Origin of the sequence: Vibrio sp. B1-2, from assembly GCF_963888445.1 — a bacterium.
Taxonomy (GTDB): Bacteria; Pseudomonadota; Gammaproteobacteria; order Enterobacterales; family Vibrionaceae; genus Vibrio; species Vibrio anguillarum.
This window is the reverse complement of the sequence record NZ_CAWPJH010000040.1, coordinates 265,810-279,849: the sequence shown is the minus strand read 5'-3', so window position 1 is coordinate 279,849 and position 14,040 is coordinate 265,810. Positions and strand designations below refer to the sequence as shown.

The following is a 14,040-nucleotide window of genomic DNA, read 5'->3' as shown; positions in this document are numbered from 1 at the left end:
GGAAAATTAATTTATGGGATTCTTTTCAAAGGTTATTGGCCTATTTTCTGGAATCAAAAACTTGCAGGATGAGTTCAATAAACATCCCGCTACAGTCGCCCAGTATGTGCTTGATAAAGGTTATACGACACCTAATGAACAGCGTGATTTCTGCGAAAGGTTAGACATTGACTATGACCAACTTAGAGTGGAAATAAAAAAATTAAAATCAGTTAACAAATGGTCAAAAAAACTTACTACTGTTTGGGCTGGCGAAGCGCATCAAATAACTTTTGATTATGAAGATTCGGACGGTTCAACAAGTTTGAAAACCATTCAAGCAGATGAACTACTTGTTGATGATGAATATAAGTTCTACATAAAAGGGATTTGTTCTTATCGAAAAGAACAACGTCATTTCAACGCTGAAAGAATTAAAAATCTCGTAGATGGCGGCATAAATACTAATTTTTTCGATTGGTGTAAGACCTCTCTTAAAGTTGACCCGTTTAGTTTTCTTCCCCCAAAAACCAAGTCAAACATTAAACAAGTTATTTGGCAGGGTAAATGCCCACCTACAACATTTACATATCGCGTTTACGATAGAGAACGGATAACCGTCACGCCAATCCGTCTTATTTCAAATGGCTTGCACAAAGATCTAATTGCCTTAGATAGCACTGGAAAAGAGAAAATCTATTTCGTCCAAAACATTGAAACCATGCTGGATACTGAAGGCCATAAGAAAAAGCGCTTTGATGATTGGGTGAATGATGTCTTGTTAGTTAGTAACACTCAATAATGTCAGTTCGCAACTTAAAAGACGGCAGCAAAAAACCTTGGCTTTGTGAGTGCTACCCACAAGGCCGCAATGGTAAACGCGTTCGTAAACGCTTCGCCACCAAAGGTGAAGCGAATGCTTATGAAAACTTTGTGATGCGCGAAGTGGATGATAAGCCGTGGTTAGGTGATAAGCCTGATCACCGCCGCTTAAGTGAATTAATTGAACTGTGGTACCAGTTGCACGGCAAGAACTTACGTTCTGGTAGCCATTCTAAAGCGCGTATGCTTCACATTGCTGAGGCGCTAAATAACCCTATCGCTTCTCTTCTCTCTGCTAATGACCTTGCCCACTACCGAGCAAACCGAGTAAGTAAAGGACGGGGTCGTAAAAATAATGACTTGGCGATCAGCTCGCAAAACGGTGATATGGCTTTGTTGAAATTGATGTTTAACCGCCTTATCGCTATTAAAGAATGGAAGCTTCCAAACCCAGTCATTGGTATTGAGCCGATAAAGAAATCGGAATCTGAACTTACTTTTTTACGTGATGAGCAAATTATGCGGCTGTTCGATGTTCTAAAACAAAGCTGGATACATGACGAGCTGAGGCTGATATATAAAATCTGCCTAGCAACTGGAGCGCGGATTAATGAGGCGGTGTTGTTGAGAGGTGAACATGTTTTCGGGTGCAAGATTACGTTTGTAAATACAAAGGGGAAGCGGAATCGCTCTATTCCCATTTCCGAAGAGTTATATAAAGAATTAAACCCGCAAGGCAGCGGGCGGTTGTTTACTTGCGGTTATGGTGTTGCTCATAAATGGATTGACCGAGCCTTGCCTGAACTGCCAAAAGGCCAAGCCACTCACGTTCTTCGCCACACGTTCGCAACGGCATTCATGCGGAACGGTGGCAATATTCTTGATTTAAAGGAAGCACTTGGCCACGTTAACATCGACCAAACAATGGTCTATGCCCATTTTTCACCAAATCACCTTTCTTCTGTTGTTCGCTTAAACCCAATTTCTGGGTTAAATGTATGATGAAATATGGCGACAAAATGGCGGCATCACTCGTTAAATGTCGGTTGTCATCATCAACAATCAGATTCACACATCATCACCAACCCTTACAAACAAAGGTAAACCAAGACTTTAAACAAGGAATTAAACTATATGAAAGTCATCAGTTTTAACATCAACGGTTTGAGAGCTCGCCTTCATCAACTGCAAGCGATTATTGATAAGCATCAACCTGATGTCATTGGACTTCAAGAAATCAAAGTACACGATGACGCTTTTCCTCTTGAGGATGTTGAAGCCATGGGCTACCACGTCTATTTTCATGGTCAAAAAGCACATTATGGCGTCGCCATGTTGTGTAAGAAGGAACCCATTTCAGTACAGAAAGGCTTTCCTAGCGATAATGAAGATCATCAAAAACGCATGATTATGGCCACTTTTGAAGATGACAACGGCCAAAAAACAACCATACTCAACGGCTATTTTCCTCAAGGGGAGAATATTTCCCATGAAACAAAATATCCCTATAAGCGTCAGTTTTATAAAGATCTAATGGGTTACTTAACGTCACATCATTCCCCTGACGAACAAATAATTGTGATGGGAGACATTAACATCAGCCCTATCGACTTGGATATTGGGATTGGTGAAGCCAATAGAAAACGCTGGTTGCAAACGGGAAAATGCTCTTTCCAACCTGAAGAGCGTGAATGGTTACAAACTTTAATGGACTGGGGTTTTGTTGACACATTCCGTCAGTTAAATCCGGATGTAAATGATCAATTTTCGTGGTTTGATTATCGCTCACGCGGCTTTGATGATAACCGTGGGCTACGAATCGACGTCATTTTAGCGACCCCGAACCTAGCAAAAAAATGCCAAGAGGCCGGCATCGACTATGAACTTCGAGGAATAGAAAAACCTTCTGATCACGCGCCAATTTGGTCCAGTTTTTCCTTGTAGGAACAGAAAGTAACGTGCCAATAAGAAGCGCGCATTCGGCGCGCTTCTTATTTTAATCTATGCCTTGATTATAGAAACAAACTCGGTACAGCAAATGCTACTCGCAGCCCTTCAGCTTAATGGGCGCAAATAAGCTAAGAAGCGTTTTTCAGCCTGTTTAAAGCAGAACAAAATAATGAAGGTCAAGCCCATATAGAACAAACCTGCGGTTAAAAATGACTCGAATGGAGCATAATAACGAGAGTTCACTAAACGCGCAGCCCCCGTTAAATCCATAATGGTAACAATACCAGCAACCGCAGAACCGTGGAGCATGAAGATAACTTCATTACTATAAGCGGGCAGTGCGCGCCTTAACGCACTCGGTAGAATAATTCGTCGATACGTTTTCCAAGTACTCATTCCGTATGCCTTCGCCGCTTCAACTTCGCCTTTAGGCAACCCATTGATCGCACCGCGAATAATTTCAGCCGTGTAGGCGGACGTATTGAGAACAAAAGCAACCAACGCGCAAAACCAAGCGTTTTCCCACAAGGTATCTTTCACCGGGAAAAATTGATCCATTCCATAGTAGATGAGATAAAGCTGGACCAATAACGGTGTACCACGAAAAAAGTAGGTATAAGCCCATGCTGGAGTACGAATCAAATAGTTGTGGCTATTTCTAGCAATCGCTAAGGGGATGGCAAGGCTCAAACCGATAATTAACGACAACCCCACCAGCCAAACCGTTGTCCACAGCCCACTAAAATAAATTGGTAGGCTTTGAGTAATAAGGGAAAAATCCATATTTACCTCGTGTGAATGCTGAACTTGCGCTCAACCAATTTGAGAAGACCGGTTGATACACTGGTAAAGAAAAGGAAGATCACTGAGACAGCCATATAAAAGGTGAATGGCATTTTTGTCGAACCCGCCGCGAGTGAGCTGACTCTGACCATATCTTCTAATCCAATAATGGAAACAAGTGCCGTCGTTTTGAGCAATACTAACCAGTTGTTACCAAATCCTGGTAACGCATGACGGACCATTTGAGGAAGCAAAATGCGTCTAAATGCTAACGTGGAACTCATACCATACGCTTTCGCCGCTTCCATCTCCCCTTTATCAACTGCCATAATGGCGCCACGAAAGGTTTCAGCCATATAGGCACCGAAAATGAAACCTATGGTTAGTATCCCAGCAATGAAAGGGCTAACATCAATATAATCGGGGAGATAAGCGGTCCATTCATGGCTCGGGTCACTTGCCATAAACCAATTGTTTAGCCATTCGTTGATTGAATAAAGGCTATTATTCAACAATATTTGACCGCCAAAGAAAATAAGCATCATTAACACAAGGTCTGGAATACCGCGAATGATGGTCGTGTAAAGAGTGGCAATGGCTCTTGCCCAACGGTAAGGTGCAAGCTTGGCTAGCGCACCTAGCATGCCAAGTAACATGGCAAGTAATAAAGAGAGCACGGCAACTTCAATGGTCAGCACCGCTCCCTTCAAAATTGAGGCTTCATATCCGTGTAGGTCCAACATAATTCATCCCTAGTCCCTGGAGAATTTAACGGCTGGGTACTTCTGGAACTAGGATCCAGCCGTTAAGAATCAATGGATTCCCATCATAATTGAGAAGGTGGAGTCAACTGAGCTAACCAGTCCTAATTACAGAGTGATCGATAAACATATTCATATGCTCGGCCCACTCTCACCTTCTAATTATATGGGTAAGATATGATGTTACAGCTTATTCACCGTATACATCGTAATTAAAGTATTTGGTCGCAATTTCTTGGTAAATCCCTTGTTGACGAAGAGATTTAATCGCCATATCAAGTTTTTGAGTGAGATCTTTGTCTTGTTTACGAACCGCAATACCAAAACCATCGCCAAACCATTTCGGATCGGTTAATGATGGGCCGACGAACTCATACGCTTCGCCGCCCGCTTTGTTAAGCACACCCTCTTCCAAGGCAGAGGCATCACCCAATACTGCCGCAATACGACCATTGGCTAGGTCAAGATAGGCTTCATCAAATGAACCATAACGGACAATTTCGACTGCATCGCCATAATTATCAGTAAGATACTTATCGTGCGTTGTTGCACGTTGTACACCAATTTTCACCCCTTTTAGACCTTCTTTAGAAAAATCCAACGCGGCTCCCTTCTTGGCGATAAATTTATTGGGAATTAATGCGTACTTACCAGTGAAATCGACTTTTTTCTTGCGCTCGTCGGTAATCGACATGGCTGCAATAATCGCGTCATATTTACGTGCGAGCAGTGATGGAATAATGCCATCCCAGTCTTGTGGAACGATTTTACATTCCACTTTCATCTCCTTGCACAACGCATTGGCCATATCAACATCAAAGCCTTTGAGAGATCCATCGGCCTCTGTCCAGCTAAAAGGAGGATAAGCCCCTTCTATACCAAAACGAACCGTCTTCCATTCTTTCGCTTGGGCCATACCAGTCATTGCACTAGCAGCAACGGCTGCAACTAATAACCACTTTTTCATTTCCATACTCCTGTGATTGAGGTCTTACTTATTTATCATGCTATGTTTATGTTGGTTTTGCTTAATATTTATGCCGTGGCGAATACCACAACATAATGAACACATTAATAAATAGAGGATATAAATTGTTTTAACCGTTCAGATTTAGGCTGGGTAAACAGGATGGCTGGATCTCCTTGCTCTTCCACTAAACCTTGGTGCAAGAACATCACATGGTTTGAAACATCGCGAGCAAAGGCCATTTCATGAGTCACTACCAGCATAGTACGGCCTTCTTCTGCCAAGTCTCTCATAACACCCAACACTTCACCCACCAATTCAGGATCAAGTGCAGAAGTGGGCTCATCAAACAGCATGACTTCTGGCTCCACGGCTAACGCTCTAGCAATCGCCGCACGTTGTTGTTGCCCACCAGAAAGGTGACCAGGATAATAGTCTTTACGTTCATACAGGCCGACTTTTTTTAGCAGCACCTCAGCACTCTCGATGGCTCGTGCTTTCGGTACTCCTAACACATGAATTGGTGCTTCAATAACGTTTTCTAACACCGTCATGTGCGACCAAAGGTTAAATCCCTGAAATACCATAGCAAGGCGTGAGCGAATTCGTTGCACCTGCTTTTCACTCACAGGTGAAGCTTCACCTTGCCGATTTTTTTTCATTTGAATGAGTTCACCATTGACCCAAATATCACCAGAGGTTGGTGTTTCAAGTAAATTGATGCATCTAAGAAAGGTACTTTTTCCCGAGCCAGAAGAACCAATAATGGAGATCACATCACCCTTACGAGCTTCTAGCGAGATTCCTTTTAGTACTTCGTTTTGACCAAAGGTTTTGTGCAGCTCTTTAATATTCAGCGCCGGTACATCAGTCATGCGCTTAACTCCCTGTATTTGCTACTGCAGAGTATTCCAACTCCCATTTTTGATACAAACTAGCATTCACACCGAAAACATGCAACAAATTATTAACCTGCAAAATAAGGATATTTAGTTATTTTATCTGATTAAAAATTCACATTTTAGCCAATACTTCTCCGTATGGCGCATATAAATGGCACATCAAGCAATTAACAGTTAACTCATTTCATTAACATTTACTTAAAAATAGACAACCTATTCATGTATAAAGTACACCTAGATTCATAAGATATTTAAGGTCATTAATATCATTGAAACTCTTTTACAAACATCACAATGTGAAAACTTATTTCAAGCAAGTAACGGCTCAACCCCCCGTTTTCATTAGGCTGCTGTAGTTTTCTTTCACATTTATTCTTAAAGTGATCAAGATCAATCACCCTAAAGGATAAGCAAGCTAAACTCGCGAGCAAAGATAAGGTTGTATAAATAACCACACTCTCTTTTTTAGTTGTTGTTATGCAAGCACATATGAGATGTGCTACATATTCAATTAAAAATATTACCGCTTCTTCGCGGATTACTAGGATTCAGTACGAATTACTAACTTTTAAAAATATGAGGAATCTATGCCAGACGTAGTCAACAATGAGCGCTCAGAAATCGAGACGAAAAGCTATAAAGAGCTGCATCGTCCAGCATCTGAGTTTGCAAGCCGTTCAGATTACCTAGACCACGAACTGCAAATCATGAAGCCCCGTCGCTTTGGTTTGAACTTACCTGGTCGTGACTTCCGTTTTGAACTTGAAGATTTTGTACCAGCCATCGCGGGCACAATCGGCATTATCGCCATGTACTCAGCGGTAATGATGTCTTGGGCTGATGGCCTAACCCAAGCATGGGATCACATCCATCTAGGTAAAGACTTCGCGATTGAAGTTGCACGTGTAGAGATGTTATTTCCTGCCCTCTTCTTCTGTGTTATTGCCTCTGGCTTCTTAAACCCAAAAGCCAACTTAGCTGGCAACCATGGCCCAATGATCCCTCTTATCGGCTCAATCGCATTAGCCGGCGCACACCCTTTGGCATTGGCAATTTTGCTTGGCGTTTTTGGTCTTCTCTTAAGTTACTTTAAAGGAGGCTCGAAACTGGTCAATCTAACCTCCGAGGGAACCGCAGGCGGGTTGCTTATCTTCCTCGGCTTTACCGGCACAATGAGCCAAATTGGTTCTATCCAAACTTGGGCTACCAGTTTGCAATCGGTCGATGTCGCCGCAGGCAGCTTAGGTTACGTTGGCCTAGTGGTTTTAGGTGTCAATATTGTGCTGTATGCATTTCTTGCAAAAATCAACATGCGTTGGTTAGCAATTCCTGTCTGTGCAATGACAGGGCTTGCGATTGCGCTTTTATTCGGTACTGGCTTTGATCTTCAATTTGAAACTCAAATGGGCTTACCTAACCTTAATCCTGTTTACTGGTGGGGCTCAACCACTGAAGGTTGGATGCTTGGTTTGCCAACAGTAGAACACTTTATCGCCTCATTGCCCTTTGCTATTTTGGCCGTTGCGATGTGGTCACCAGATTTCCTTGGTCACCGAATTTTCCAAGAATTGAACTATCCGAAGAGAACTGAAAAAGTACTGATGGATGTTGATGACACAATGACCATGTGTTCAATTCGTCAAATGGTAGGTACAGCGCTTGGTGGTGGTAATATCACATCGTCATGGGGAACGTATATGATCCCAGCGGCGATTGCTAAACGCCCAATTCCTGGTGGTGCCATCATCTTAGGTTTATTGGTCATGACTATTGCTATCCTTGGCTTCCCTATGGACGTAGCGGTTTGGCCTCCAGTAATGCGTATTGCTCTATTAGTAGGGGTATTTCTTCCTTTACTAGAAGCGGGTATGCAAATGGTAAGAAACACAAAAGATTCACAAGCAGCGGGCATTTGTATCTTTGGTAGCGCTGTGGTGAACCCTGTTCTAGCGTGGGCATTGACCATGCTACTCGATAACAATGGCCTAATTGGCGACAAAGAACGTGCATCAAAGCTGTCTTTTATCGACAAAATCATCATTCCAGGTGGTGTGCTGATCATCTGTTTAATTGCTATGCTTGCGGTTGGTATGCTTGAAAACCAATACGGTTTAAAAGCTTGGCTATAATGAGCTTGGACTAATACGAATTTGGGTAGTGCTCGCACTACCCAAACTTTATTTGAAAAATTTAACTTTTATTGATTTAGTTTAAGGTTTGCAAAAAAATTTTAGTCTAATCTTGCATTCAAGGCTTAAAAGCACAATATCTATATTCAGATAATTGAATAGTGTGAATATAGATATTGTATTAATAGAGTGTACTGCTCCTTTCGAGGATAACTGGCTCAACGGTGAAGACGGTACGTGTTTTTTCTACTAAAAAGGTAGGTATGTCATGGCAGAGCAATTTGCTAAAGCTTGGGAAAGTTTTGTTGCAGGTGAGTGGCAAAACGAAGTTAACGTTCGTGATTTTATTCAAAAGAACTATACGCCGTATGAAGGTGACGAATCTTTCCTAGTTTCTGAAGGTACTGAAGCGACAAACAAGCTTTGGGCTAAAGTAATGGAAGGTATCAAACAGGAAAACGCGACTAAGGCCCCTGTCGATTTCGATACTGACGTTATTTCTACCATCACTGCTCACGATGCAGGCTACATCGAAAAAGATCTTGAAACTATCGTTGGTCTACAAACTGAGAAACCACTTAAGCGCGCTATCATCCCTAACGGTGGTGTGCGTATGGTTGAAGGTTCTTGCAAAGCATACGGTAGAACTCTTGACCCTATGATTTCAAAAATCTACTCAGAATACCGTAAAACTCACAACGCTGGCGTTTTCGATATCTACACTCCTGATATCCTAGCGTGTCGTAAGTCTGGTGTTCTGACGGGCCTTCCTGATGCTTATGGTCGTGGCCGTATCATTGGTGACTACCGTCGCGTAGCACTTTACGGTATTGATTTCCTAATGAAGGATAAGCTTGCTCAATTCACTTCTCTACAAGAGCGTTTTGAGAACGGCGAAGATCTAACGGCAACGATGCAACTTCGTGAAGAAATTGCAGAACAACACCGCGCACTTGGCCAAATGAAAAAAATGGCTGAAAAATACGGTTTTGACATCTCTCGCCCAGCAGAAACTGCACAAGAAGCTATCCAGTGGACTTACTTCGGCTATCTAGCTGCTGTTAAATCACAAAACGGTGCGGCAATGTCGCTAGGTCGTACTTCGACTTTCCTAGATATCTTCATCCAACGTGATCTAGAAGCGGGTAAAATCACTGAAGTACAAGCTCAAGAAATGATCGACCACTTCGTAATGAAGCTGCGTATGGTTCGTTTCCTACGTACTCCTGAATACGATGAACTATTCTCTGGCGACCCAATTTGGGCAACAGAATCAATGGGTGGTATGGGTCTTGACGGTCGTACACTCGTTACGCGTTCTAACTTCCGTTTCCTAAACAGCCTATACACTATGGGTCCTTCTCCAGAGCCAAACATCACTGTACTTTGGTCTGAGCAGCTACCTGACGGCTTTAAACGTTTCTGTGCAAAAGTATCTATCGATACTTCATCTATCCAGTACGAAAACGATGATTTAATGCGTCCAGACATGAACTCTGACGACTATGCTATCGCATGTTGTGTATCGCCAATGGTTGTAGGTAAACAAATGCAGTTCTTCGGAGCGCGTGCAAACCTTGCTAAAACCATGCTTTACACCATCAATGGTGGTATTGATGAGAAGTTGAAAATCCAAGTTGGTCCTAAAATGGACAAGATCGCAGGTGAGTATCTTGACTATGACGAACTGTGGGCAAAAATGGACCACTTCATGGATTGGTTGGCGAAGCAATATGTGACCGCACTAAACAGCATTCACTACATGCACGACAAATACAGCTATGAAGCAGCGCTAATGGCACTGCATGATCGTGACGTTAAACGTACGATGGCATGTGGTATTGCTGGCCTGTCTGTTGCTGCTGACTCTCTATCTGCAATCAAATACGCAAAAGTTAAGCCAATTCGTGACGAAGATGGCCTAGCGATCGATTTCGAAATCGAAGGTGATTATCCTAAATTTGGTAACAATGACGCCCGCGTTGATGACATCGCATGCCAACTTGTTTCTACGTTTATGGGCAAAATCCGTAAACTTAAGATGTACCGTGATGCAATTCCAACTCAGTCTATCCTAACTATCACTTCAAACGTGGTATATGGTAAGAAAACAGGTAACACACCTGATGGTCGTCGTGCTGGTATGCCTTTCGCACCGGGTGCAAACCCAATGCATGGCCGTGACGAAAAAGGTGCAGTAGCATCATTGACTTCAGTAGCGAAACTACCGTTTGCTGATGCACAAGATGGTATTTCTTATACTTTCTCTATCGTTCCAAATGCGTTAGGCAAAGAAGAAGCAAGTCAACGTGCAAACCTTGCTGGCCTGATGGATGGTTACTTCCACCATGAAGCAGGCATTGAGGGTGGCCAACACCTAAACGTGAACGTGCTTAATCGCGAAACTTTAGAAGATGCGGTTAAACACCCTGAGAAATACCCTCAGCTAACCATTCGTGTATCTGGCTATGCTGTGCGTTTTAACTCACTGACTGCTGAACAACAAGCTGACGTTATTGCACGTACTTTCACTGAATCTCTATAATTTCAGTTAAATTACTAGCAAAATAGTTAAGCCCTGCTCGATGAGTGGGGCTTTTTTTATACTCAGAAATCAAAAATGCGCAATGCATCGACCACAAATGTTACGCTTACCACATTTATTTTGATTCAACTGCCTATTTATCAACTGAATAGCGCATCTTTCCTATATGATTAGGGCTTGTCTATACTCTGCAGTGTTCGTATGAAGCTATTTCACATTCTTCCATTGACGTTACTCAGTGCTTCTGCGCTGGCCTCTCAACACGCAACGGTTGCTTTTAACCTCGATAACGATGGCGTATTTGGCGTAGATCGCGACTACACCAATGGTTTATTTTTAAGCTACACCTCAGGGGCGATTGATCCATATTGGTGGGCTAAACCACTCAGCCTTTCGGTTTGGGGAGCGGCCCCATTGGACAAATGGGAGATCAGCATTGGCCACAAAATGTGGACTCCTTCGGAGATTTCTCTTACCAAACCAGAGCCGAACGAACGACCTTACGCTGGGTATTTACACACCGAGCTTAACTATATTAGTTTGCATCCCCAACAAGCCACGCGGGCAAATTTAACCATTGGAACCACCGGAGATGCTGCGCTTTCTGAGAAAGCGCAAAAGTTAGTGCACAGCATCACTAAATCTGACGAACCCAATGGTTGGGCCTACCAAGTAGAGGAAAAAATCGTCGGCAGCGTGGGTTATCTATCTCACTTTAATCTGACACGATACCGCAGCTATGCAGGAACTGACGTTGAGCTTTCCAACGTTTCAGAGGTCAATGTAGGTAACTTTCGCAGTGATCTCTCCACAGGTTTTATGATGCGTTGGGGGACCGATCTTGCGGGTAACTTTGGCAGTGCTCAAATCAGTGCAGAAAACCCTTTCTCGGCAGGGATGATTGGTGCCTCGGATACTGGATGGTTTCTATTCGGAGGTGTAGAAGGACGCTATCGCTTCAATGACATTACCATCGAAGGAGATAGGCCTTTAAACGGATTGGATCACCCATCTGAATATTACCAAGTTAACTTGGAAAATCTTCAGGCGACCGCCGTAGTTGGTGCGGCTTGGTATATTCAACAAGTCGGTGCGAGTTTAACGTTCACCGCAAACACACCTGAGTATAAGGAAGACAAAAACTCCATTCACGGTGTCGGTAATATTTCTCTTTTTGCTTTTTTCTAACGTTTAGCAAACTGAAATTATATGGTGAAACTTTGGCAGTCTACACTTAGGCTGCTAGAGCGTTTATCCACAATCTGGCTGGTTGCTCTTAACTGTTCATTGTTCTCTTCCAAGGCTTTCATGGCTCGAGATATTTGTATCATATTATCTGCCATTGAATGGCTAGTCGTCGCCAAATCTCGAATCGATGCAAAAATGGCTTCTGTTTTATTCGCCGCTTCATCTGCTTTTTTGATAATTTGCGCGATGGCCTGTATCGCCTCATTACCTTTCTCTTGCCCACTCTGCATAGACTGCTCAGATTGCGCAATATAAGTGATTACTTCCGCACTTTCCTTTTGCATAGTATCAATAGTGCCGGAAATTTCGGCCACGGCATTGACCGTTCTTACTGCTAAACTTCGAACTTCATCAGCGACAACAGCAAAGCCACGACCTTGCTCTCCCGCTCTCGCCGCTTCAATTGCGGCATTGAGTGCCAATAAGTTAGTCTGCTCGGCAATACAATACCATTAATGATGTCCATCACCGAGTCTACTTTTGCAGAAGCTTGTTCAAGTTGATGAATGTGGCCTGCGGCCGAGCTTAGGATTTTACCAACCTCAACCAGTGACGTAATAGCAACGGAAATCACTTTTCCTCCCTCTTCTGCGCTTTGCATAGAAGATTTGCTGAGTTCCGCAACAAACTCCAATGAGTTGGAGACTTCTTGGGTCGTCACGCTGACCTCTTCTGTGGCCGATGCCAATAATTGCGTTTGTCCCAAAACGTCAGATTGATTTGTCACCAAAGTGTCTAATCCAACATTCAGTGACGCGGCATCACCAGACAAGGCTTCACTGCTTTTCTGCACACCACTCACCAATTTCCCTAAATTTTCACAGCTTTGGTTAATGGCCAATGCCAGTTGATTGAATTCGTCCTTTTCGTTATTCGTCATCGGCATACGGCGTGACAAATCGCCACGCGAGATATTGTTCAACACGTGAATTGTTTGCGACAAAGAACGAGAAAGAGAAAAACTAAAGGTAAGGAAAATAGCAATGGTCAATATGGCAAGTAACGCACAGGCCGCCAATACAGACCACTGTGTTTGCGATGCGGTCGTTTTTGCGGCCAACTGATATTGCTCACTCAACGCGGAAAGCTTGGTTGAAATATCTTGAATCACCGACTTAACTTGCGCCTCTGTATCGCCTCTTTGTTTCTCCATCACTTGCAATTGCTGAGACAGTTCACTCACACGTAAAAAAGCCTGTTTAAATTGTTGTATCTCTTTTTCATACAGATCCAACATCGAATAAGAATCAGACATATTGACGAAACTGGCCATAGCACGATTAAACAGTTTTAAGTTTTGCTCCGTGGGTTCTAATAAATAATTTTGCTGCGCCTTAACCATGGCTTGAAAATCCGAGTTGATTGTAACCATCCCCGTCTCATCTATCTTTTTCTCTATCGTGGTGGCCAACGTTTTCAGCTCACCCAGCTTACCTTCGTTAACGTTGAAACCCACTTCTGATTTCACTTGCAACCAAGGACGCAAAAATTGGTCAAATTGTTTGGCCGCCTTGAGCAACACTTCCCCTTCTTGAGCAAAATTGGTCTTTTGCAGGAAAGCAACATTAGCATTCACCTCTTCCATCAACTGATCCAATTTATTCAAAATCGAGTTGACCTGATTGCCTTGCATGTTGTTTAGCTCTGATGCAAGCGACAACAAATTTGCTTGAGTAGTAAATATCGCCACAGAACCGGATGCCACTTCGCCACTGGAGCGATACTGTTCATCCATTCCCATCAAGCTCTTTGCGGTATAAATCCCTAAACCTAAAAAACCAACACAAAGGATAACTAAAAATAGACTGATTTTTTGCTTTTGAGAAAACTGTACATCCATGAACTATTCCTTATTTAAACCCTATCGCATTCAACGAGTTCTTATTTCTATACAGTGTAGTCAATGTGCAGAATTTCATGACACTCATTTTGAGCCACAACATATGGTTTAGGA

10 protein-coding genes and 1 pseudogene are annotated in these 14,040 nt (G+C 42.9%); 6 read left to right on the top strand and 5 right to left on the bottom strand.

The features are described 5' to 3' along the window. Positions 1–13: 13 nt before the first annotated feature. From AACQ75_RS12830 to xthA, 3 genes are all read left to right on the top strand, one after another. Complete coding sequence (locus AACQ75_RS12830; RefSeq protein WP_170888760.1) at positions 14–781, top strand: hypothetical protein; 768 nt, start codon at positions 14–16, stop codon at positions 779–781. After that, positions 781–1,803, top strand: coding sequence for a phage integrase (locus tag AACQ75_RS12825; RefSeq protein WP_148636117.1), 1,023 nt, complete (start codon positions 781–783; stop codon positions 1,801–1,803). Before AACQ75_RS12830 ends, AACQ75_RS12825 begins: the two co-directional genes overlap by 1 nt. 132 nt (positions 1,804–1,935) lie before the next feature. Then, positions 1,936–2,745 carry an exodeoxyribonuclease III gene (gene xthA, locus AACQ75_RS12820; RefSeq protein WP_088732643.1) on the top strand — a complete coding sequence of 270 codons (810 nt, stop codon included), beginning with the start codon at positions 1,936–1,938 and terminating at the stop codon, positions 2,743–2,745. Between the two features lie 111 nt (positions 2,746–2,856). Here the strand turns inward: xthA and AACQ75_RS12815 are convergent, their stop codons facing one another. From AACQ75_RS12815 to AACQ75_RS12800, 4 genes are all read right to left on the bottom strand, one after another. Continuing rightward, positions 2,857–3,534, bottom strand: a complete 678-nt coding sequence (locus AACQ75_RS12815; protein WP_094127150.1) for an ABC transporter permease — start codon at positions 3,532–3,534, stop codon at positions 2,857–2,859. 2 nt (positions 3,535–3,536) lie between these two features. Beyond that, entirely contained in the window at positions 3,537–4,277 is a 741-nt protein-coding gene (locus AACQ75_RS12810; RefSeq protein ID WP_013856550.1) for an ABC transporter permease, read from the bottom strand. A 208-nt stretch (positions 4,278–4,485) separates the two neighbouring features. Continuing rightward, positions 4,486–5,262: an ABC transporter substrate-binding protein gene (locus AACQ75_RS12805; RefSeq protein ID WP_026028918.1), complete on the bottom strand. Its 777-nt coding sequence runs from the start codon at positions 5,260–5,262 to the stop codon at positions 4,486–4,488. Between the two features lie 104 nt (positions 5,263–5,366). Next, positions 5,367–6,137, bottom strand: a complete 771-nt coding sequence (locus tag AACQ75_RS12800) for an ABC transporter ATP-binding protein (RefSeq protein WP_013856548.1) — start codon at positions 6,135–6,137, stop codon at positions 5,367–5,369. 614 nt (positions 6,138–6,751) lie between these two features. Between AACQ75_RS12800 and AACQ75_RS12795 the strand changes: the two genes are divergently transcribed. From AACQ75_RS12795 to AACQ75_RS12785, 3 genes are all read left to right on the top strand, one after another. Then, entirely contained in the window at positions 6,752–8,293 is a 1,542-nt protein-coding gene (locus tag AACQ75_RS12795) for a DUF3360 family protein (RefSeq protein WP_094145333.1), read from the top strand. A gap of 268 nt (positions 8,294–8,561) precedes the next feature. Further along, a complete protein-coding gene (pflB, locus tag AACQ75_RS12790) occupies positions 8,562–10,838 on the top strand; it encodes a formate C-acetyltransferase (protein ID WP_013856546.1) in 2,277 nt (758 codons plus the stop codon). Positions 10,839–11,039: 201 nt separating this feature from the next. Then, a complete protein-coding gene (locus AACQ75_RS12785; protein ID WP_170888759.1) occupies positions 11,040–12,026 on the top strand; it encodes a lipid A deacylase LpxR family protein in 987 nt (328 codons plus the stop codon). A 17-nt stretch (positions 12,027–12,043) separates the two neighbouring features. On the opposite strand, the pseudogene AACQ75_RS12780 reads toward AACQ75_RS12785, so the two are convergent. Further along, positions 12,044–13,926 (bottom strand): annotated as a pseudogene (locus AACQ75_RS12780) (methyl-accepting chemotaxis protein). Positions 13,927–14,040: the final 114 nt, after the last annotated feature.

What these genes read in the sequence shown, in the direction of transcription:
- AACQ75_RS12830 (WP_170888760.1), top strand. Translation starts at nt 14, where the DNA reads ATGGGATTCTTTTCAAAGGTTATTGGCCTATTTTCTGGAATCAAAAAC.
- AACQ75_RS12825 (WP_148636117.1), top strand. Translation starts at nt 781, where the DNA reads ATGTCAGTTCGCAACTTAAAAGACGGCAGCAAAAAACCTTGGCTTTGT.
- xthA (WP_088732643.1), top strand. Translation starts at nt 1,936, where the DNA reads ATGAAAGTCATCAGTTTTAACATCAACGGTTTGAGAGCTCGCCTTCAT.
- AACQ75_RS12815 (WP_094127150.1), bottom strand. Translation starts at nt 3,534, where the DNA reads ATGGATTTTTCCCTTATTACTCAAAGCCTACCAATTTATTTTAGTGGG.
- AACQ75_RS12810 (WP_013856550.1), bottom strand. Translation starts at nt 4,277, where the DNA reads ATGTTGGACCTACACGGATATGAAGCCTCAATTTTGAAGGGAGCGGTG.
- AACQ75_RS12805 (WP_026028918.1), bottom strand. Translation starts at nt 5,262, where the DNA reads ATGAAAAAGTGGTTATTAGTTGCAGCCGTTGCTGCTAGTGCAATGACT.
- AACQ75_RS12800 (WP_013856548.1), bottom strand. Translation starts at nt 6,137, where the DNA reads ATGACTGATGTACCGGCGCTGAATATTAAAGAGCTGCACAAAACCTTT.
- AACQ75_RS12795 (WP_094145333.1), top strand. Translation starts at nt 6,752, where the DNA reads ATGCCAGACGTAGTCAACAATGAGCGCTCAGAAATCGAGACGAAAAGC.
- pflB (WP_013856546.1), top strand. Translation starts at nt 8,562, where the DNA reads ATGGCAGAGCAATTTGCTAAAGCTTGGGAAAGTTTTGTTGCAGGTGAG.
- AACQ75_RS12785 (WP_170888759.1), top strand. Translation starts at nt 11,040, where the DNA reads ATGAAGCTATTTCACATTCTTCCATTGACGTTACTCAGTGCTTCTGCG.